Origin of the sequence: Bacteroides uniformis, from assembly GCF_025147485.1 — a bacterium.
Classification (GTDB): domain Bacteria; phylum Bacteroidota; class Bacteroidia; order Bacteroidales; family Bacteroidaceae; genus Bacteroides; species Bacteroides uniformis.
Map to the genome: position 1 here is coordinate 1,370,083 of NZ_CP102263.1, position 23,464 is coordinate 1,393,546.

A 23,464-nucleotide genomic window follows, 5' to 3' on the forward strand; every position below is an offset into this window, starting at 1 on the left:
TGGTTCGAAATTTCTATTCTTTTTTTCTGAATCGGCTTATCTTTGCTTTCGTAGAAACCAATAAAAAGTTATAATACTATGAGAAGATTTTTCCTCATATCGTCATTCTTGACGTTGTTTGCAATCGGAAGCTCGGCGCAATGGAAGCCGGCAGGTGATAAAATCAAAACGGACTGGGCATCCCAGATCAATCCCGCGAATGTGTTGCCCGAATATCCTCGTCCCATCATGGAACGGAGTGACTGGAAGAACTTGAACGGACTGTGGAATTATGCCGTTATAAATAAAGGTGAGCATCTTCCGGCAGAGTTCGAAGGGCAGATACTTGTTCCTTTTGCCATCGAATCCTCCTTGTCCGGAGTTGGAAAAAGAATCAATGAAAACCAGGAACTGGTCTACCAGCGCAGTTTTGAAATTCCTTCTGCCTGGAAGGGAAAACAAGTGCTGTTGCACTTTGGCGCTGTCGACTGGAAAACGGATGTATGGGTGAATGATGTGAAAGTAGGCAGCCATACGGGGGGATTTACTCCGTTCTCTTTCGATATTACTGCCGCCCTTTCTGGCAAAGGCAATAATCAGTTGGTCGTAAAAGTTTGGGACCCAACGGATAAAGGACCTCAACCCCGTGGAAAGCAGGTCAGCAATCCGGAAGGTATCTGGTACACTCCCGTAAGCGGTATCTGGCAGACGGTATGGATGGAGCCGGTTGCCGGAAAACATATCAAGAACCTCCGTATCACTCCCGATATTGACCGTAATCTGTTGACAGTGAAGGCTGAATTGAATAGTGCATGTCCTTCCGACTTTGTGGAAGTGAATGTGTATGACGGCAATCAACTGGTAGCCACCGGCAAAAGTATCAATGCAGAGCCGGTGGAGGTGTCCATGCCCCGGAATGCCAAGTTGTGGAGTCCGGATTCCCCCTTCCTCTATACGCTGAAAGTGACTCTGAAAAGCGGAGGCAAGGTAGTGGATAAGGTGGACAGCTATGCTGCCATGCGTAAGTACTCCACCCGTCGTGACGCGGATGGCATCGTACGCCTGGAACTAAATAACGAGGCTTTGTTCCAGTTTGGACCGCTGGACCAGGGTTGGTGGCCCGACGGACTGTATACAGCTCCCACAGACGAGGCTTTGCTGTATGATGTACAGAAGACGAAAGATTTCGGTTTCAATATGATTCGCAAGCATATCAAGGTGGAACCGGCACGTTGGTACACACATTGTGACCGTTTGGGTATCATCGTATGGCAGGATATGCCGAGCGGTGACCGTAATCCGGAATGGCAGAACCGCCGCTATTTCGACGGAACAGAACTGAAACGCTCCGCCGAATCCGAAGCCTATTATCACAAGGAATGGAAGGAAATAATGGATTGTCTCTACTCTTATCCGTGTATCGGTACATGGGTACCGTTCAACGAAGCCTGGGGGCAGTTCAAGACGGTAGAGATAGCCGAATGGACGAAACAGTATGACCCGACCCGTCTGGTGAATCCGGCAAGTGGCGGTAACCATTATACTTGCGGTGACATGCTCGACCTCCACAACTATCCCCAACCGGAGATGTATCTGTATGATGCACAGCGTGCCACGGTTTTGGGTGAGTATGGCGGCATCGGCCTTGTCTTGAAAGACCATATCTGGGAACCGAACCGCAACTGGGGATATGTTCAGTTCAACTCTTCCAAAGAAGTGACTGATGAGTACGTGAAATATGCCGATATGCTGTATCAGATGATAAAAAGAGGTTTCTCGGCAGCCGTCTATACACAGACCACGGATGTGGAGGTGGAAGTGAACGGTCTGATGACTTACGACCGCAAGGTGATAAAGCTGGATGAGAAACGCGTGAAAGAGATAAATACACGTATCTGCAATTCACTTAAGAAATAGGGGCATTTACAATTTACCATTTACAAAGTACAATTTGGCTGCGCTGTCATCTGCATAGTTAAATTGTACTTTGTAAATGGTAAATTGTACATTAAAAATGTTGTTATGAAACGATTGATTATAAAGCTTTTCCTTAGTCTGTGCCTATGGGCGGTATTGCCGGTCTGTGCGCAGGATGCTGTTCATTACTATTTCAGAACGATGGATATCCGGAACGGTCTTTCGCAGAACACCGTGTATCAGATTTTGCAGGATAGGAAAGGCTTTATGTGGTTCGGAACCAAGGACGGTCTGAACCGTTATGACGGATTGTCTTTCCGTATTTACAAGAAAGAGAACTCCGGTTTAGGAAAGAACTTCATAACTGCGCTCTACGAGGACCGCCGGGGAAATATCTGGATTGGTACCGATGGGGGAGTCTTTATTTACGACCCGGTACTGGATTCCTTTACCGCTTTCGATGAGGCCAGTGATAACGGCAGTATCATCAGGGATTTCGTCACCATGATTGGAAGTGACGAGGACGATAATATCTGGATATCGGTAGAAAACCAGGGGTTGTTCTGCTATAAACCGGATGAAGGGAGGCTGCTGAACCATCTGCACGATTCGGGACTGCCCAATGTAACCCGCTTTTGGCTGAATGGGAATACGTGTTGGCTGGCCTTGTATGCGGATAATCTTTACTATACGAAAGCTGACTTTGAAACTCCTCTGCAGCCTTTCAAGGACGCGGAAGGAAATGAGATTTTCAAGAATGATATTATCAACTGGCAGGTCAGCGGACCCCATAACTGCGTGTATATCGCTTCGCTGAACGGGTTGACAGAGATAAATCAGACTACAGGCAAGACGCGGAAACTGCTGAACACCTATGTGAGGGCTTTGCAGTTCAAATCTGACAACGAGCTGTGGGTGGGCGCAGAGTCCGGCTTGTATATTTACAATCTGACGAATGACAAGATTACCCATTTAACCGTTCCCGACCAGGATGATTTGTATGCATTGTCGGACAATGCCATTTATTCGCTCTGTTGCGACAAGGAGAACGGCATGTGGATAGGTTCTTATTTCGGTGGAGTGAATTATTGTCCTTATCAGTGGACTTATTTCGAGAAATTCTATCCGAGAGACAATCTCAGGCATTTCGGCCGTCGTGTACGGGAAATCTGTGAAAGTAATGATGGCACCTTGTGGATAGGTACCGAAGACAAAGGCTTGTTCAATTACAATCCGGAAAACGGAAAGATAGAGCCTTTTGAGCATCCGGCCATTTATCAGAATGTCCACGGCCTTTGCCTGGACGGGGATGATTTGTGGGTGGGTACGTTCTCCGGTGGTCTGAACCGGGTGAATCTTCGGACCAGGCAGGTGAAACATTATGCCAAGGGTGAGAGTGAGAATTCCATGGTCGCCAATGACGCCTTTACCATTTGCAGGACCACTACGGGAGACGTGTGGATAGGCACCACGTCCGGTCTGTTGAAGTACAATCGCTCTACAGATGACTTTACCCGGATTCCTCAGCTGAAGAATATGTTTACTTATAACATTCTGGAGGACTTCAACGGAAATCTGTGGTTTGCTACTTTCTCCAATGGAGTGTTCTGCTACAATGTAAGAAGCCAGCAGTGGAGGAATTATCTGTCTAATGAGAATGATTCGACCTCTCTTCCCTACAATAAGGTAATCAGTATCTACGAAGACAGCAGGAAGCGTCTGTGGTTCATGACGCTGGGTGAGGGCTTTTGCCGCTACAATCCGGAAACGGACAATTTTACCCGTTATGACATGTCGAAAGGATTTCCGAGCAACACTATCTACAAGATGGTCGAGGATAAGCGGGGTAACTTATGGATTACTTCCAATTATGGTCTGGTCTGCTTCAATCCCGATACGGAGAGCAAACATGTCTATACCACGGCAAACGGGCTGCTGAGCAACCAATTTAATTTCCAGTCCGGTTACATTGACAAGAAGGGACGCATCTATTTGGGAAGTATCAACGGATTCATAGCCTTTGACCCGGAAACTTTTGTGGAGAACACTTTTCTCCCTCCCGTAGTGATTACAGATTTTTATCTGTTCAACAAACGGCTTTCGGTGGATAGTCCGGATTCTCCTTTGGAGAAGAGCATCACCTATGCGGATGAGATAGAGCTGGATGCCGACCAGAATTCTTTCTCTTTTCAGGTTGCAGCCCTGAGTTACCAGGCACCCGAAATGAATGGTCTTGAATGTAAGCTGGAAGGCTTTGACCGCGACTGGTATACGGTAGGGCGGAATTCCATCATCAACTATTCAAACCTTCCTTATGGAAGCTATACATTGCGTATAAAAGGTTCCAACAGCGATGGCAAGTGGAACGCGACGGAACGTGTGCTCGACATCCATATTCATCCTCCTTTCTATCTCTCCACTTGGGCGTATGCTGTTTATACGGTATTGGCGTTATGTTCACTGGCTGCTGTAATTATCTATTTCAGAAAACGGACCCGGCAGAAGCATCAGCAGGCTATGGACAAGTTTGAGCGGGAAAAGGAACGGGAGTTGTATACTGCGAAGATAGACTTCTTCACGAATGTGGCGCATGAGATACGTACACCGCTTACACTGATAAAGAGTCCGCTCGAGAATGTATTGGCTTCCCGTTCTGTTTCGGATGACATCAGGGATGATTTGGAGACCATGGAACTGAACACCAACCGACTGCTTGATTTGGTGAACCAGTTGCTGGACTTCCGGAAGACGGAGACACAAGGCTTCCAATTGAATTTTGTGGAATGTGACGTGTCTGAGCTCTTACAAAAGACGTATAAGCGTTTCAAGCCTTTGGCACGTGAAAGGGGGCTGGCATTGAGTATAGAGACTCCCGAAAGCTTGTATGCTTCGGTTGATAGGGAAGGGCTTACCAAGATTATCAGCAATCTGCTGACCAATGCGATAAAGTATTCGGAGACCTATATACGCATCAGGCTATATTCGGAAGGTGAAAGACTGCTGCTTTCTGTATGCAATGACGGCCTTGTCATTCCGGTAGAGATGCGCGAGGAGATTTTCAAGCCGTTCATCCAGTATAAAACCGGTACCTTGCGCTCTGTACCCGGCACCGGTATCGGGCTTGCACTTGCCCGTTCATTGGCCGAACTCCATGAGGGTACGTTGTACATGGAAGATTCGATGGAGAACAACTGTTTCCTGCTGTCACTTCCGCTGAAGCACGAGCAGACGGTGGCTATGGAGCATAAAGAACCGGTAACGGGCGGGGAATCCTCTGAGGAAAGTGGTGCAGGTACTGCCTTGGAACAGCACCGGTATACTCTTTTGGTGGTGGAAGACAGTCTGGAAATGCAGGCATTTGTTGTGAAACAGCTCTCTTCGGAATATCGTGTGCTGACTGCCGTGAATGGGGTGGAAGCTTTGAAGGTGTTGAAGGAACATACTGTAAATCTTGTCATTTCAGACATTATGATGCCCGAGATGGATGGATTGGAGCTGTGCGAGCATCTGAAGTCCGAGCTTGACTATAGCCATATACCGATTATCCTGCTTACGGCGAAGACGACTCTTCAAGCCAAAATAGAGGGAATGAAGCTGGGGGCTGACGTATATATAGAGAAACCTTTCTCCGTGGAATATCTGAAAGTTTGTGTGGCCAATCTGCTGAACAACCGTGAGAAGCTACGGGCTTCTTTTGTCAATTCTCCCTTTGTGCAGACGGGCAGTATGGCAATGACAAAGGCAGATGAATCTTTCCTTAAAACATTGAAGGAAGTGGTGGTTGCCAATATGCAGAATCCGGATTTCTGCCTGGATGATATGGCAAGCCTGCTGAACATGAGCCGGTCGAGCCTGAACCGGAAGATAAAGGGCATATTGGATATGACTCCCAATGACTACATCCGTCTGGAGCGGTTGAAGAAAGCGGCGCAGCTTTTAAAGGAAGGAGAGTGTAAAATCAATGAGGTTTGCTATATGACCGGCTTCAATACTCCTTCCTATTTTACCAAGTGCTTCCAAAAACAATTTGGTATTCTGCCCAAAGACTTCGTGAAATGATAGCATGGAATGCTTGCTAAATATAACAATCCAATCAAATGCCCCTGAGGTGTCTCTCAGGGGCATTTTTTGGATTTATAATTGCATAGATTGAAGCGATATTTGCATTAATTTTAGCTTTATGCGGATATATTTGCATCCGAAAGCCAACAATTTATAATACTATGACCCCTATGCCTATGACGTAACAAATCCTAATCAATGTTCTATGATTGGCAGAAGTGACTAATCACTTTCTGCGGTGTATTTAAAAAGCGGGCGTTAGTTTCCGCATAGTTTTAAAATCTAATTCTATAAAAAATGATCAAGAAAATCTTATTCTTATTCTTTGTTGTGTTTGCAGCTACCGCTTATTCACAAGATGTGACCATAACGGGAACGGTGACGGATGCAAATAGTGAGCCTTTGGTGGGCGTGAATGTATTGGTGAAGGGTACTACCACGGGTGCCATTACCGATATTGACGGTAATTTCTCAGTGAGTGGAAAAAAAGGAAGTACACTCGTTTTCTCTTATATCGGTATGCTTACGCAGGAAGTTGTCTATAAGGGAACTGCCTTGCGCGTGGTGATGAAAGATGATTCGAAAGCACTGGAAGAAGTGGTTGTCATCGGTTATCAGACCGTGAAGAAGTCCGACTTGACTGGAGCGGTTGCCGTTGTTGATACCAAGGAAATGAAGAAAAGCGCTGCAGGAACACTGGTCAGCCAGATGCAGGGTTTGGCAACCGGTATTAACGTACGCAGTAGCGGTAGGGCGGGCGAAGATGCCTCTATTGAAATTCGCGGTGTCGGTTCTTTGAGTAATAACTCTCCGTTGTGGGTAATTGATGGTATGATTACAGATCCGGGAGTTGACTTCAACCCTGCAGATGCAGAATCCATCCAGATTCTGAAGGACGCTTCTGCTGCTGCCATCTACGGTTCGCGTGCTGCCAATGGTGTGATTATCGTTACTACCAAGAAGGGTACGAAAGGTCCCATGAAGGTGAATGTAAGCGTAAAGGAAACATTGGAATGGAGCCCGAAATTTGATTTGATGAATGCGGCAGAATATATCAAGTATAATGATATTGCCTATAATGAAGCTATCAAAGATGGCATTGCTACTGTAAACAGCACTCAGAAACACTCACAGTATGATACCAACTGGCAGGATGAAGTGTTGAAGACCGCATTGGTGCAGGACTACAACGTATCACTCTCCGGTGGCGGTGACTCCGGTAGTTATTTTGTATCAGCCGGCTACTATAACAATGACGGCGTTTCTTATGGAAATACTTTCGACCGTTATAGCTTCCGTGTCAATACACAAGGTAAAAAGGGCTGGTTCTCTTTTGGTGAAAACTTGGCTTATTCACTCACAAACACAGACCCGAACCAGACCAATACCTACAATGACTTTTTGCGTATGATGCCTACTATTCCTATCTATGATGAGAATAATCCGGGTGGATATGGCTATGGTGATGCTGCCAAATACAATACTTTTGGTGTGAACCCGATTGCCCGTGAAGATTTGGAATACCGTCATTTCCGCCAGAATCGTCTGAATGGTTCTTTATGGTTGGAATTCAAGCCATTCGAATTCCTTTCCTATAAATTCAATGGTGGTATTGACCTTTACTTTTATGAGAATTCATGGTTCCGTGGAGAAGGTAACTGGACTCAGAATCAGGAACACCGTGATCCGGAAAGCCAGAAGGCGCGTGACAATACCTACAACATGTTGATTGAGCACACGTTGAACTTCAATAAGGATTTTGGCAAGCATCATGTGGATGCTGTAGTCGGTACTACTTACCAGCACCATGAATGGGAAGGCTTGTGGGCTTCCCGTCTGAACTTCCCGATGTTGGGTAACGGTGATTATCTGACTGTATTGAATGCCGGACAAAGCAACCAGCAGAATTCAAACAGTATCAGTGAGAATGCGATGATTTCTTATTTGGGACGTGCGAACTACATTTATGATGATAAATACTATCTGACTGCCACCTTCCGTCGTGACGGAACCTCCCGTCTGGCTAAGGAAAACCGTTGGGGTAATTTCCCGTCATTCTCCGGTGCCTGGAGAATTTCAAAAGAGGAATTCTTTGATGTGCCTTGGATTAATGATTTGAAGATTAGAGGTAACTGGGGCCGTCTTGGTAACTCTTCCATTGGCGATTGGGATTATATTGGAACTATCAATCAGAGTATTGTAACTGTATTCGGAGGTGCTATTGTTCCGGGTTCTACTCAGGTGAAACTTGTGAATGCAGGTCTTGTTTGGGAAACGAAAGAAACGGTGAATGTAGGTTTTGATGCCAGCTTCCTTAACCAGCGCTTGACTGTCAGCGCAGAGTATTACAACTCAAAGACCAGTGATGTATTGGCAGAGACTCCGATTGCCATTTCTACCGGTAACCAAGGAGGTTCTCCATGGAAAAATGCTGCCAGCTTGCGCAACAAGGGCTTCGAGTTTACACTTGGTTGGAAAGACCAGATTTCGGACTTTAAGTATAGCGCTTTGCTGAATGTGACTACTATGGATAACGAAGTATTGAGCTTGGGCCGTGATGGTACTAATAGGGATTATATTGATTCCGGTCAGGCAAGAACCAAACCGGGCAGATCTTTGGCTGAATTTTATTTGAGAAAGACAGACGGTATTTTCAAGACACAAGAACAGATTGATAATTATGTGACATCTACGGGTACCCCCATTATGATTGAGGGAAAGCGTCCTCAATTGGGAGATGTCAAGTATCTCGATTTGAATGATGATGGAGAGATTACTGATGCCGACCGTGGTTATTGTGGTAGCCCCTGGGCCAAGATGCAAATGTCATTGGTATTCAATGCAGAATGGAAGAACTTCGATTTCAGTATGATGTGGAATGGTCAGTTCGGCAATAAGATATACAACGTATCCCGCTGGCAAGGACGTCTGTTTGCAGACAACTCCAACTATATCCGTTTTAAAAAGGGTGAAGAACCTTACCAGGTAAATCCTAACTCCAATACCCCGCGTATCATTTACGGTGATTTCCGCAACTCCCGTGATGCCGACCGTTTCCTGGAGAATGGCTCTTACTTCCGTATGAAGAACATTTCCATTGGATATAACTTCAGACAAGATTGGTTGAAGAATTTGGGAGTCGAGAAGCTCCGTCTGTTTGCTACCGGCAGCAATTTGATTACCATCACCGGATATTCCGGCTTGGATCCTGACTTCAAGGGTGCGAATTCCGTTTGGAACAGTGGTACGGACAGCTTTGCATATCCCAATACCCGTTCGGTAATGTTTGGATTGGATTTGACCTTTTAACTTATAAATCAGCTTATAAATTATGAAAAAGATATATTATGGATTAATGCTTGCAGGTGCCTTGACGTTGTGCACCGGATGCAGTTCGAGTTTATTGGATATTGATAATCCCAATGAAGTGACCAATGATACTTATTGGAATAAGCCGGAAGATGCGACAGCCGGTGTGAATGCCTGCTACAGTTTTCTTTATAAGGAAGGTACTTGGATGCGTTGGCTCTCTTTCCGCTATGATTTGACTTCGGACGAAGGATGGAGTTCTTCTCCTTGGATTGAATTGGGCGACTGGACACGTTTCCTTTACAACAACTATAATTTTTATGAAGGCAACAACATACATTGGGAGCATTTCTATGTAGGTATTTTCCGTTGTAATCAGGTGTTGGCTCATGTTCCTTCTATTGAAATGGACGAGACGACGAAAAACCAGGTACTGGCACAAGCTTCTTTCTTGCGTGCATTGTGGTATTTTCAGGTAAATCTGTTGTGGGATAAAGGAACTATGCCGTTGGAGCCTAAAGATGCTTCCTATATACCGGAAGATGCTTCCGAGCAGGAAATATGGGACCAGGTAGAGAAAGATTTGACTTTTGCCATGCAGTATTTGCCGGAATCTTGGGATGCTGCCAATCTGGGACGTGCTACCAAAGGTGCTGCCAAGGCATTGTTGGGCAAGGCTTATATGCAACAACATAAGTATGACAAGGCAAAGGAACAGTTGCAATGGCTGATTGATAAAGAGGGCTCTTTGTACGGTCTTATTGCCAACCGTGAGGATAACTTCACCGACTTGGACGAGAACAACAAGGAAGGCATCTTTGAAATTCAGTTCGATGACCAGAACAAGGGTGGCACGGGTAATGACGCCAGTATGGCATTCGGTTTCCAGCGTACTCAGTTCTATGCTCCGAGTGGTATAGGTTGGGGAGACGGTAAGGCACGCCGCTGGCTGGTAGACGAGTTCTTGAAAGAGAAGCGTGTGGACGGAAAGAACGACTTGCGTTTGTACGGTAGCATTTTGTACCGTGGATTCTCACAAGACTTCCCCGACCAGCCGAAAAGTTACTATAGATTTGAAAATGCCGATTGGAATGACGGTTGGGGAACTGACCCGGAAGACTGCTATATCCGTAAATACAATACTTCGTACTATCGTAGTGCAGAAGATTATTTTGCCCGTAACAACTATCGTATCATGCGTTACGCAGATATACTGATGAACTATGCAGAGTGTCTTGTTGAAACGGGAACCAATCCTGCCGATGCTGCTGTTTATGTGGACAAGGTAAGAGAACGTGCCGGTCTGGCCAAGTTGGAAGACAGTCAGTGGAAAGACTGCTTGAGCTCTAAAGATGCCTTTATCAAGCGTCTGCAGATGGAACGTACATTGGAACTCTGTTTCGAAGGTTGGCGTTGGGCTGACTTGAAGCGTTGGGGATTACTTGATTCCCAGGCTGGAATTGATGAACTGAAAGCTCGTGACAAGGACTTTGACAACTTTATTGTCGGCAAGCACAGACGTCTGCCTATTCCAAGAGATGAGGTGGAAAACAGCACAGTAGGTGGTGTTGCACATCTTACTCAGAATCCTAACTATTAATAACCGAAGAAGGCTATGCCCGGAAGCCTGTTCCCATTCAGGATGCTTCCGGCATAGCCTTTTCTTTCTTAAATCTTATACCATATGCTTGTCTGTAAAAAACTACTATTACCATTCGCTTTTGCCTGTTGCGGCGCTTTGTTTGCGCAGAACATCCAGAATCCGGTACTTCCGGGAGTGGCGGATGCCGGCGTAATGAAATACAACGGCAAATACTATATTGGCGGGGTCCGTACAAACGGGGATTTCTATGTGTCCGATGACCTGGTTCATTGGGGGAAACCTATCCATGTCGTATCCATGGACAATGACTGGACCAGAGGCAGCGGAGCCGGAAATGACCAGATTCATGCCAATGACATGTTCTATCTGAACGGAGATTTTCATTTGTACTGGTCGGTCAATTATTGGGGGAAGGACAAGCATGCCGTTCACATTGTACATGCGCAGAGCAAAGATGCCCTGGGCGCTTACACAGAGCCGAACAAGAAGACATGGATGGATAACCGTATCGACCCCAAAGTTTTCAGAGATGATGACGGGCAACTATACATGTATATGGTACGCTTTACCGATGGGAATACCATCTGGGGACGTAAAATGAAGAACCCGGCAGAATTTGCCGGCGAACCGGTGTGCCAGTTCGCCTCATTGCCGGACACATGGGAAACGATGGATAACAGAGTGGCGGAGGGACCGTGGGTCATGAAGTATAGAGACCGCTACTATATGATGTACAATGCCAACCACACCTCTACAGAGTGGGGCAATTATCAGTTGGGAGTTGCTGAGGCAGACTCTCCTTTAGGTTTTCAAAATGGTAATAAATATAGCTATCCGGTTGTAGGCTGCAATCAGACACAACTGGAGGAGAAGCAAGTGGATTTATTGCGGTATGGCCGCACGTATGAGCCGTTGTTTGCTTATACGGAGAGCAAACCGGGAAGCGATTGGACAAAAGTGACCTACGATGACTCCGGCTGGGCGAGGGGGGAGACCGGCTTTTCGTCCCGTGAAGTGAAAGGTTCCACCACCCGGCATCTGGGCACCTTGTGGAATACGCCCTCCTTATGGTTGCGAAAGACTTTCTCTGCCGGTAGCGAAACCGGCAACCTGGCATTGCGTGTCGCTCACGACGGAGATACCCGGATTTATCTGAACGGAACACTTGTCTACGAGAAGCAGGGGCGTGATTATTGTATCGTGAACCTGGACAAGAAGCTGCGTGCTGCTTTGAAGGAAGGCACGAATCTGCTTGCCGTAGAAACAAACAAGGGACGTTCGCAATTCTTCGACGTTTCTCTGTTCGATATGAAAGACGGTATTGCCGATGATATTCTGATGACTCCCGGTCAGCCCAATATTTTGAGAGGCCCCAACGGATTTGAATGGTGGCTGATTTATATGGCAAACAAGAACGATGAGCATCGGGGGCAATATATCAACCGTGTCCAGTTCTTCGACAAGACGTTGTTTGTGGATGGTATCACCGGCCCTCGCACGGCAGGTTATCATCCCGAACCTTCGATGCCTACCTTTGCGGGTAAAGGCGAGACAGCTTCGTTCGGTGTGTTGCAACAAGTACAGCCGTCCGTGGCTTACTTGTTCGAGACGGGAGTCAAGACCGAGGGTGGAGCCGGCATCGTTGCCTGGTGGAAGGATGCGGATAACTGTGCCTATGTCGGTCTGGATGCCGAGAACCGGAGCTGGTACCTGCGTACACTTGTCGGCGGTAAGGAAAATAAGGAATCCTATGCCCTGCCTGAAGATTTCCGTTGGGGTGTGTACCATCATCTGCGCATTGAGCGTAACGGTGGCTGTCTGAAGATTTGGCTGGATGAGATTCCCGCACCGGGGAGACATGTCTTTGCAGAGGCTCTTCCGGTAGAAGAAGCGGGTGTTCCCGGAGTATTTGACGAGACAAAGTCTGCCTTGTTCGAAGGGGCTACCTATACCATCGGCTTCGATGATGTGCATTTCCAGCTTTCGGGGAATGAGGAGTTGTTGAAGGGCGATTTCTTGAACGATTATGAATTCAGCTTCCAGTTGTCCGGCTTGTCCGGACAAGACAAGGCAGGAAGCTATCCGGTTTATGTGGATAAGGATAACTATGTGAAGGCTCAGTTCGATGGCATCACCCGTATGCTTGAGGTGACAGCCGTGAAGAAAGGGAAAACTGCCTGGAAGAAGGAATTCCCGTTGGGATGCCTGCAAACGCTCTATCCGGATGTGAAGTATACCGACTTCATTGAGAAAGGTTATCGTTTTGCCGCACCTGCATGGTTGGATACACTTTACCTGAATCGTCACGAAGCAGGCAATAAATCCGAATTTGTGGATGACATGTTCGGCAAGTTCGACATAGAATACCTGAATGGCGGCGAATGGCATCCGATAGAAAACAAAGATAGGGGGATAGCAGAACATCCTGCATATAATTATTGTACCTTTACTCCGGTAAAGGCAGAAGGCATCCGCTTCATCAACAAGGAGGCGGAGGATTTGGAACGCCATATCTATAAGATAGGTGTACATGAATTGTGGAAGGAATCCTATAATTTCCGTGCCGTGCGTCGTGCAGACAAGCTGTATCTGTTTGTCGACGGCAGGGAGCTGGGAGCTTTGGATATACGCTACCCTGCATCCCGCATCGGATTCTGTTCGGAGGGCGGCTCTCCGGTTTATAGTGGTACGTTGTATTATCATGTAGGGCAGAGGCGCGATTAGACGCAATCGTGGGATGTGCCGTTCCGTATATATGTAATGAAAAATGTATATAGAAGCTGGTGTTTGTATTTCCTTGTGAATCAGTGTGATGGACTGGGGTGATTCAGTATACGACTGAATGTATTTCAGTATACGATTGAATAGGATTCAGTATACGACTGAATAGGGTTCAATATACGGGTGTAACGGAACATCTTCTTGAAAGTAAATATTTATCATCATAACAATTGTTTAAGAAAGAATCATGAAAAAGAATTTTATATGTATGTATCTGTTTCTGTTGGCCACGCTGGCTTCCTGCCAGTCCTGCTCTTCAGACTATAAGGATGTGGACGATATTGTTGTCGAAGGAGTTGAAACGCCGGTGCTTTTGGGCGACCCGTTCATCATGTTGCACGATGGCACTTACTATGCCTATGGCACCCATGCGGATGACGGCATCGAAGTCTATACCTCCGATGATTTGAAGACTTGGAAGTATAAGGGCATGGCGCTCCAGAAGAAGGATGTCTGGGCCGATCGCTGGTTCTGGGCACCGGAGGTCTACGAAGTGAACGGGAAGTTCTATATGTATTACTCGGCAGACGAGCATATCTGTGTGGCAACAGCAGACTCACCTGCAGGACCATTTACCCAAAGTAAGAAGGAACCGATGATTGCCGATGAGAAATGCATTGACAACTCTCTGTTCATTGATGATGACGGCACGCCTTATCTCTTCTTCGACCGTTTCAACGACGGGCTCAACATCTGGGTGGCCGAATTGGAGAAAGACCTCATGACTATCAAGAAGGAGACCATGCACCCTTGCATCCACGTCTCTCAGGCATGGGAGGAAGTGTGGCCCCGCGTGAATGAAGGTCCGTTTGTCATCAAGCACAATGGACTCTACTATATGACCTATTCCGCCAACAGCTATGAGAGTCCTTTCTACGGCATAGGTTGCGCCACAGCTACCGATTTGATGGGTACCTGGACCAAATACGAGGAGAATCCCTTGCTGCAGAAACCCGGAGAACTGGTTGGGGTGGGGCACAGTGCCACCTTCACCGACAAGGCGGGCAAGCTTCGTATCGTTTTCCATGCCCATAAGGACAAGAGTAGCATCCATCCGCGCGCCATGTACATCAGTGACGTTTCTTTCGAGAAAGTGGACGGTGTGGACCGCATGAGAATCAGCAAGGACTATATGACACCCAAAATAGTAAAATAAGAGATGGATATGAAGAAGAATTATATATTGCTGCTGTTGCTTTGTCTTTGCTTTGCAGGCTGCAAGGAGAAGACGGTTGTAGAATCAGACTATCTGCCGATTGCCGACCCTTACGTAATGCTTTACGACGGCAAGTATTATGCTTACGGCACCGGAGGTACGGTGGAGGGGGAGGGCTTTGCCTGCTTCTCTTCCGATGACCTGAAAAGCTGGACGCGTGAAGGCCAGGCATTGTCGGCTACCGACTCCTACGGCACGTGGGGATTCTGGGCACCGGAAGTCTACTACATCGGGTCGAAGAAGAAGTTCTATCTGTTCTATTCCACCGAAGAGCATATCTGCGTGGCAACGGCAGATGCTCCCCAAGGTCCGTTTCGTCAGGAGGTGAAGCAGCCGATATGGGATGAGAAGAGTATCGATACCTCTCTCTTCATCGACGATGACGGCACGCCTTACCTCTATTTCGTGCGTTTCACGGATGGCAACGTCATCTGGGTGGCAGAGATGAACGATGACCTGACCGGCATCAAGCAGGAGACACTGACGGAGTGCATCAAAGTAGGGGAGCCTTGGGAACTCTCGCAGGACAAGCCCGCCAAAGTAGCCGAGGGGCCTTCCATCTTGAAGAGAGAGGACGTTTATTACCTGGTTTATTCGGCCAATCACTTTGAAAGCAAGAACTACGGAGTGGGTTACGCGACTTCGAACAGCCCGATGGGACCGTGGAAGAAATACGAGGGAAATCCGATTCTGCAACATGCCGACGGCTTGATGGGTACCGGTCATGGAGCACCCTTCTGCTGTAAGGACGGTAGCTGGAAATACATTTTCCATGCACATTGGGATTCCACGAAAGTACAGCCGCGCACTTCGTATATCAAGGATTTTGCCATTTCCGACCAGGGAACGGTTTCTATCGGTGGCTCTCTTATCCGTCCGCAGGTATTGGGCAGTACATCACTCGAAAAGTAAAATGAAAGAATGAAAAGAATACATTGTATGAAGAAGTTTCTTGTATTATCAGTGTTATGCAGTCTGATAGCCTGTTCCTCGTCATCGGCTACAAAAGAGGATAAACCGGAAGAACAACAGCCGAAGAATGTCTATCGCAATCCGGTGATAGATTATAGTTTGCCAGACCCTTCTGTCATTGAGGGAGATGATGGATACTACTATTTGTATGCCACCGAGGACATACGCAATCTGCCGATTCACCGTTCCAAGAACCTGGTGGATTGGGAGTATGTAGGTACTGCCTTTACGGACCGTACGCGGCCTGATTTTGAGCCGAACGGCGGTTTGTGGGCGCCGGACATCAACAAGATAGGTGATAAATACGTGCTCTATTATTCTATGTCTGTTTGGGGAGGCGAGTTAACTTGCGGCATCGGTTGTGCTACTGCCGATAAGCCTGAGGGACCTTTTACGGACCACGGAAAGATGTTCCGCAGCAATGAAATCAATGTACAGAACTCCATCGACCCTTTCTATATAGAGGATGGAGGGAAGAAATATCTTTTCTGGGGCAGTTTTCGAGGAATCTATGCGATTGAACTGTCTGATGACGGACTCTCTCTGAAGGACGGCGCCACACCGCAGCAAGTGGCAGGAACCGCTTACGAAGGTACCTATATTCACAAGAAGGACGGGCATTACTACTTCTTCGCTTCCATAGGAAGTTGTTGTGAGGGATTGAAGAGTACTTACACTACTGTTGTAGGCCGTTCAGATAATCTTTTCGGCCCCTATGTCGACAAGAATGGCGGTAGCATGATGGATAACAAGCACGAAGTGCTGATTCAGAAAAGCAATTCCTTTGTGGGTACCGGTCATAATTCGGAGATTGTGACGGACAATGCCGGCAATGACTGGTTCTTTTATCATGCGGTGAGCACAAAGAAGCCTGAAGGCCGTGTATTGATGTTGGATAAGATTAGCTGGGAAGACGGATGGCCGACGGTAGAAGGCTCCGTTGCATCCACGGAAGCGGAGAAACCGAAATTCTGACAAGTATGAAGAAATCTATTTTAATCTCCTTGTTGGCCCTATTGATGATGGGCTGTCAAGTATCGGGTGGCAGTTCCTTGAAAGTGGAGGAAACCACTGTTGAAATGCGGAAGAATCCCGAAGGAGTAGCTGTATCGGCTCCCCGTTTCTCATGGCAACTGGTAACCGACAAGCAGGATGTGATGCAGACTGCTTATCAGATTGAAGTGGCGGACTCGGAAAAGGGCTTGCAGGCCGGCTCCGGGCTGGTATGGAACAGCGGTCGTGTGGAGTCTGGCCAATCGGTGCTAGTGAAGTACGCAGGGGCGTCTTTGGAGTCGGGACAGAAATATTGGTGGCGTGTCACTGTATGGACAAATACCGGTGACAAGGCGCAAAGTAGTATCCAATATTGGTCAATGGCTTTGCTGGACAGTTCGGACTGGAAAGCCGGCTGGATTGGACTGAACGACAGTACAAACTTGAAACTGGACGGTGAGCGGACCATCCTTCCGGCACGTTATCTGCGGAAGGAGTTTGATTTGCCGTCACAGCCGAAGCGTGCAGTCCTTTATGTTTCGGGAGTAGGCTCTTCCGTATGCTATATGAATGGCGAGAGGATTGGAAACGATGTATTCGGTCCTTTGCCTACCTGGTACGATGCTTCTGTATCTTATCTGACCTATGATGTCACCCCCTTGTTGAAGTCCGGTACCAATACGATAGGCGTGGCTCTGGGCAACGGCCGGTATCTTTCCATGCGTGCCAATGGGATGGTAGGTTTTGGTTTACCCCGTCTCATGGCGCAGTTGAATATAGAGTACGACAATGGTGAGACGGTGTCGGTAGCCAGCGATGACTCCTGGAAAGTGACGAACTGCGGTCCTATAACCGCAAACAACGAGTTTGACGGTGAGTGGTATGATGCCCGCTTGGAATTGGGCAAATGGGCGGAAAGCGGCTATGATGATTCCGGATGGAAACCGGCCGAACGGATGGAGGCTCCCAAAGGAAAACTTGTGGCACAGCTCTCTCCGAGTCTGAAGGTGATGGAGGAAATAAAGCCAATATCCGTTAAATCGGTAGGTGATGGAAGATATATCGTGGATATGGGGCAGAATATGGTAGGAATACAGCAGGTGAAACTGCGTGGCAAGAAGGACAAGCCCATTACCATGCGTTTTGCCGAAGTGCTGAAGGACAATGGTACGGAACTGTATCTTGACAACCTGCGCAGTGCCCTTGTCACGGATATTTATACTCCTGCCGCTGACGGTGAGTTTGTTTGGGAACCGTTGTTTGTTTACCATGGTTTCCGTTTTATGGAAATATCCGGTTTGGACTATGAACCGGCAGCGGATGATTTCATCGGTAAGGTGGTGTATGATGAAATGGCAACGAACGGTACGTTCGAGACTTCCGAGGAGTTGATTAACAGAATTCACAAGAATGCCTATTGGGGAATCCGTGGAAACTATCGCGGTATGCCTACCGACTGCCCCCAGCGTGATGAACGTCTTGGATGGCTGGGCGACCGCACTACCGGTGCCTATGGTGAAAGTTTCATTTTCGGCAATGCCTTGATGTATAAGAAGTGGCTGGTGGATATAGAAGAGTCCATGAATGAAAATGGAAGTATCTCTGTGGTATCTCCCCGTTACTGGACCATCTTCCATGATGACGTGACTTGGCCGGCTGCCTATTTTTACGTAGCCGACATGCTTTACCGCCAGTTTGGCGATGATAGCTCCATCAAAGAGCGCTATCCGTCCATGAAGCGCTGGGTAAACCACATGACGGAGACCAAAATGAAGGACTATATTCTGGTGAAGGATGAATACGGGGATTGGTGCATGCCTCCCGAGTCGCCGGAGCTGATTCATTCGGAGGACCCTGCCCGTAAGACGAACGGTGAAGTGTTGAGTACAACGGTGTTTTACAGTATTCTGCAACTGATGGAGAAGTTCGCGCAAATGAACGGACTTCCGGCAGATGCTGAAGAGTATGCAGCACTTGCCATTAAGGTCAAGGACGCTTATAACAAGAAATTCTTCAATACTGAGACTGCACAGTATGACAACAATACGGTGACGGCAAACCTGCTTTCCCTCAGACTGGGTCTGGTTCCCGACGGATATGAAGATAAAGTATTTGCCAATGTCGTGGAGAAGACGGAAAAAGACTGTAAGGGACATGTCAGTGCCGGTGTGCTTGGCATCCAGCATCTGATGCGCGGACTTACCGAGTACGGCGGACTGGAACTTGCCTATAAGATAGTGACCAATGACACTTATCCCTCATGGGGTTACATGATTAAGAAGGGTGCAACCACCATTTGGGAATTATGGAATGGTGACACGGCAAATCCGGCGATGAATTCAAGAAACCATGTGATGCTTTTGGGAGACCTGCTGATATGGTTCTATGAGGATCTTGCCGGTATAAAAAATGCTCCCGCTTCCGTCGGGTTCAAGCAGATTCTGATGGAACCGGTATTCCCGGAAAAACTGAATTATGTGAATGCTTCGCATGTATCGCCTTATGGCAGGATAGGGAGTTCCTGGAAACGTGACGGCAATAAGCTGGAGTGGAACGTTGAGATTCCCGCCAATACAACCGCTACGATCAAGCTGCCGCTTGACTTCCATGTACAGGTAGATGCCGGTCAGGCGGGGATTCATTCCGTGGAGGAGGCTGACGGTAAGCTGGTAGTCGAATTGGGCTCCGGCAAGTATGTATTCATGTCTGAATGATATTTTCTAACAACAATAAAACAGATGTAACTATGAGACTAAAAAGATTGTTTTTGGGAATAATGCTCTTTACGGGCATTACGGGTGCAGGAGCGGCAAATGCTGCTCCGGAAGACATCTCTGCTTCTATTTCCTTGAAAGTGCCGGGGAATGATGCCAAGCAATATCCGCTGGCCTTGCAGAAGATGCAGGATGGTATGTACAGCTGCCGGGCTTCGGAAACGTTGCCGTTGGACATCATCCGCCAGGTGGTGGACAAGGATGGCAAACAGCGCATTACCGTCACACTCAAGGCGCTGGAAAATGTGTATTTCAACTACGGGGAACAGATAAAGACCGGTTACAAGCATTCGGACTGCCAGTTCTACATGCCGGGCTTCTGGTATCGCCGCAACCTGCGTTCGCCGAAGGAAGCTCCTTCTTTCCACACATCGGACAGTTGGCTGGTGCGTGAGGACCGTTTGAGCACTCCGCTGACGGCAGCTTTCAATCCAGCAAGCGGTACGTCCATGTCGGTTATCCGTATTGACAAGTTCGACAAGGAAGCTTTGACCACTCATAAGGAGGGAGAGGTAATCTTGTCCGGCGAGACTTCCATCGGATATACCGGTTTCTGCAATGTGGATGGTATGACTGTCTTGGCATACGGTTTCCCCTATAAGGAAGCACCGAAGACATATATCCGCAAATTGACGCTGGCTCCTGCCGTTGAGGCTTTCCAGCTGCTGCGTAAGGGCGACAGCATCTCCATGACTTGGGAGGTGTCCGAAAGGAATGCTGCCGATTTCTCGGAATGCGTACAGCGCACCTGGGAGTATTGTTATGACACTAACCGCCCGAAACCGGTTGACACACCTTACACGGTAGACCGCATGAAGGAGGTGATGAGCAACTTCTTTGTGGAAAGCTATGTCAGCAATACCCCCACTCATTATTACTCCGGTGTAGAGTTGGAGACTGCTACTTGTGCCAATACCGATGTTGCCGAAGTGGGCTTTGTGGGACGTACGTTGCTGAACGCTTTCAATGCTTTGGAGTATGGCAAACAGCAGAATCGCCAAGACCTGGTGGATAATGCCAACCATATCTTTGACACTTATCTCCAAAATGGTTTTTCGCCTGCCGGTTTCTTCAACGAAGTGGTACACTACAACCGCGGCTTCAAGGAAACCAGACATAGCATCCGCCGTCAGTCCGAGGGAGTGTATGCCATCTTGAACTATCTGAACTACGAGAAACAGCAGAAGCGTAAACACCCCGAATGGGAGAAACGCATCAAGGGCATGCTGGACAGCTTCCTCAAGTTGCAGAACGAGGACGGCAGCTTCCCGCGCAAGTTCAAGGATGATTTCTCTGTCGTGGATGCCAGCGGCGGTAGCACGCCTTCGGCAACATTGCCTTTGGTGATGGCGTCCAAGTATTTCAAGGACAAACGTTATCTGGCAAGCGCCAAGCGTACGGTAGACTATCTGGAGAAGGAACTGATATCCAAAGCCGATTATTTCTCTTCTACGCTGGATGCCAACTGCGAGGACAAGGAAGCCTCCTTGTATGCTGCTACGGCTGCTTATTATCTGGCTTTGGTTACCAAAGGAGAAGAGCGTGCGCACTATGCCGGTCTGGCGAAGAAAGCCGCTTATTTTGCTTTGTCGTGGTATTATACTTGGGATGTTCCTTTTGCCGAAGGTCAGATGCTGGGAGATATCGGCTTGAAAACCCGTGGTTGGGGAAATGTGTCGGTAGAGAATAACCATATCGATGTATTTATCTTCGAATTTGCCGATGTGCTGCATTGGCTCTCCAAGGAGTACAACGAGCCGCGCTTCTCTGACTTTGCCGAGGTGATTTCCACTTCCATGCGCCAGTTACTGCCATATGAAGGACACATGTGCGGCATTGCCAAAGTAGGCTATTACCCGGAAGTGGTGCAGCATACCAATTGGGATTACGGACGTAACGGAAAGGGATATTACAACAATATCTTCGCTCCGGGCTGGACGGTCGCTTCTTTGTGGGAGCTGTTCACTCCGGGACGTGCGGAGCAGTTCTTGTTGAAAAAATGATAGTCTAAACAGTAACCAATATTGTATTTATGAATAAGATGATGACTTTGTTGGCAAGCGTGATGCTATTGGCATCGGCTTGCACGGGCAAGCAGGCGAGTGAAAAGACTGCTTCTGGACTGGAACCTGCCAACTTCCGTACGGAAGTGGATGGCAAGCAGACAGACTTGTTTGTTTTGAAGAATAAGAATGGTATGGAAGTTTGTATTACGAATTTCGGCGGACGTATTGTATCAGTGATGGTGCCAGACAAGGATGGCGTTATGCGTGATGTGGTGCTGGGCTTCGATTCCATTCAGGACTACATCAAGTTCCCTTCGGATTTCGGCGCTACCATCGGACGTTATGCCAACCGTATCAACCAGGGTAAGATTACAGTGGATGGGGTAGAGTATCAGCTGCCGCGCAACAATTACGGTCATTGCCTGCATGGAGGTCCCAAGGGATACCAATATCAAGTGTTCGATGCCCGCCAGTTGAGCAGTCAGGTTCTGGAGTTGACTTATCTGTCGAAAGACGGAGAGGAGGGCTTCCCGGGTAACCTGACCTGCAAGGTCACTTTCTCGCTGACAGATGACGATGCCATCGACATTCGTTACAGTGCCGAAACGGACCGTACCACTGTTGTCAATATGACGAACCATTCTTACTTTAACCTGGACGGTGACCCCTCCAAGTCCAATTCGGATTATCTGCTCACTATTGATGCAGATGCTTATACCCCCGTGGACAGTACCTTCATGACTACCGGTGAGATTGTTTCCGTAGAAGGTACGGATATGGATTTCCGCACTCCTACTGCTGTTGGCGCCCGTATCGACAATGACTTTGAGCAGTTGAAGAACGGCAAGGGCTATGACCACAACTGGGTACTCAATACGAAGGGCGATGTCACCCGCCCGTGTGCCACCCTCGAATCTCCCTCAACGGGTATTGTGCTTGATGTCTATACCAACGAACCGGGCATTCAGATTTATGCCGGTAACTTCCTGGATGGCACACTGACCGGAAAGAAAGGTATCGTGTACGGTCATCGTGCGTCCGTCTGTTTGGAGACGCAGAAATATCCCGATACGCCCAACAAGCCGGAATGGCCTTCGGCGTTGCTGAAGCCGGGAGAAAAGTATGACAGTCATTGCATCTATCGCTTTTCGGTGAAGAAATAAATATAGGGGATGTGTCATCTGTGTGCTATCAACCGTTTTGATACCCTCTTATTGTATGGCCTTTTTTGTGAATCTAAAACATAATATACAATGAAACACTTTAGTGTTTTTTTATTGGCTGCTTTATTCCCTTTGATTTTCATGGGTTGCAAAAGTGAGGAAGACTCTTATCCTCCTATTCATTATGGATACAATTTAGCATTTGTCGATGAAAATGGTAATGATTTGATTGAGGGAATGCAAACCGGTCTTGGAAGAAATGGTAAGCCTGCTTTGAGAGAGAAAGATTACTCCTATAAATTGGTAGAACCCGATTCTAAAGATGACTTTACCGGACCGGACTGTATCTATGTGGAAAGCAGGGACGGACTTTTTACTTTGGCAATCTTTGATGCACTATGGGATGGATATAAATATGACAAGAAGCCTGAAGTATTGAGGCGTACGTTTGTTTGTCCCTATATCTTTGGTGACGGAGAGGAACATTCCATTATTTCCCATTGGAAGTACAATGATGGTTATGGCAGTGTTGAACTTATTAGAGTAACTATAGATGGTGTGGATGCCCGCATCGAATCAGGAGCAGACAAATATCACCCGTTAGTTGTCGTTGTGTTGACAAAGTAACTTGTTTTTCTTAAATACTCTGTCTTGGTAAAATCAGCACTTTATCAAGACAGAGTTTTTAT

Annotated in this window: 12 protein-coding genes; all 12 read left to right on the forward strand. The window is 47.4% G+C overall.

The annotated features are described in order from the left end of the window. The first annotated feature begins 78 nt into the window (after window positions 1–78). The 12 genes from NQ510_RS05160 to NQ510_RS05215 all read left to right on the forward strand — a co-directional run bounded on the left by NQ510_RS05160 (window position 79) and on the right by NQ510_RS05215 (window position 23,402). Window positions 79–1,896, forward strand: a complete 1,818-nt coding sequence (locus tag NQ510_RS05160; protein ID WP_005826156.1) for a glycoside hydrolase family 2 protein — start codon at window positions 79–81, stop codon at window positions 1,894–1,896. 105 nt (window positions 1,897–2,001) lie between these two features. Next, window positions 2,002–5,955, forward strand: a complete 3,954-nt coding sequence (locus NQ510_RS05165; protein ID WP_005826155.1) for a hybrid sensor histidine kinase/response regulator transcription factor — start codon at window positions 2,002–2,004, stop codon at window positions 5,953–5,955. A 300-nt stretch (window positions 5,956–6,255) separates the two neighbouring features. After that, complete coding sequence (locus NQ510_RS05170) at window positions 6,256–9,267, forward strand: SusC/RagA family TonB-linked outer membrane protein (RefSeq protein WP_005826152.1); 3,012 nt, start codon at window positions 6,256–6,258, stop codon at window positions 9,265–9,267. Between the two features lie 22 nt (window positions 9,268–9,289). Continuing rightward, window positions 9,290–10,867, forward strand: a complete 1,578-nt coding sequence (locus NQ510_RS05175; protein WP_005826150.1) for a RagB/SusD family nutrient uptake outer membrane protein — start codon at window positions 9,290–9,292, stop codon at window positions 10,865–10,867. A gap of 84 nt (window positions 10,868–10,951) precedes the next feature. Beyond that, the gene (locus tag NQ510_RS05180) at window positions 10,952–13,594 is read left to right on the forward strand and encodes a family 43 glycosylhydrolase (RefSeq protein ID WP_005826148.1); all 2,643 of its coding nucleotides are present in this window, start codon (window positions 10,952–10,954) and stop codon (window positions 13,592–13,594) included. A 244-nt stretch (window positions 13,595–13,838) separates the two neighbouring features. Then, entirely contained in the window at window positions 13,839–14,807 is a 969-nt protein-coding gene (locus NQ510_RS05185; RefSeq protein WP_005826146.1) for a glycoside hydrolase family 43 protein, read from the forward strand. Window positions 14,808–14,810: 3 nt separating this feature from the next. Further along, window positions 14,811–15,779, forward strand: a complete 969-nt coding sequence (locus NQ510_RS05190; protein ID WP_005826144.1) for a glycoside hydrolase family 43 protein — start codon at window positions 14,811–14,813, stop codon at window positions 15,777–15,779. A 27-nt stretch (window positions 15,780–15,806) separates the two neighbouring features. After that, on the forward strand, window positions 15,807–16,814 hold the full coding sequence (locus NQ510_RS05195; protein ID WP_005826142.1) for a family 43 glycosylhydrolase: 1,008 nt from the start codon (window positions 15,807–15,809) through the stop codon (window positions 16,812–16,814). A gap of 5 nt (window positions 16,815–16,819) precedes the next feature. Further along, window positions 16,820–19,546, forward strand: coding sequence for an alpha-L-rhamnosidase (locus tag NQ510_RS05200; RefSeq protein WP_074668535.1), 2,727 nt, complete (start codon window positions 16,820–16,822; stop codon window positions 19,544–19,546). A 32-nt stretch (window positions 19,547–19,578) separates the two neighbouring features. Then, window positions 19,579–21,609, forward strand: coding sequence for a hypothetical protein (locus tag NQ510_RS05205; RefSeq protein ID WP_034525481.1), 2,031 nt, complete (start codon window positions 19,579–19,581; stop codon window positions 21,607–21,609). Between the two features lie 29 nt (window positions 21,610–21,638). Next, a complete protein-coding gene (locus tag NQ510_RS05210; protein ID WP_005826133.1) occupies window positions 21,639–22,775 on the forward strand; it encodes an aldose epimerase family protein in 1,137 nt (378 codons plus the stop codon). Window positions 22,776–22,865: 90 nt separating this feature from the next. Then, complete coding sequence (locus NQ510_RS05215) at window positions 22,866–23,402, forward strand: hypothetical protein (protein ID WP_005826131.1); 537 nt, start codon at window positions 22,866–22,868, stop codon at window positions 23,400–23,402. Window positions 23,403–23,464 lie beyond the last annotated feature (62 nt).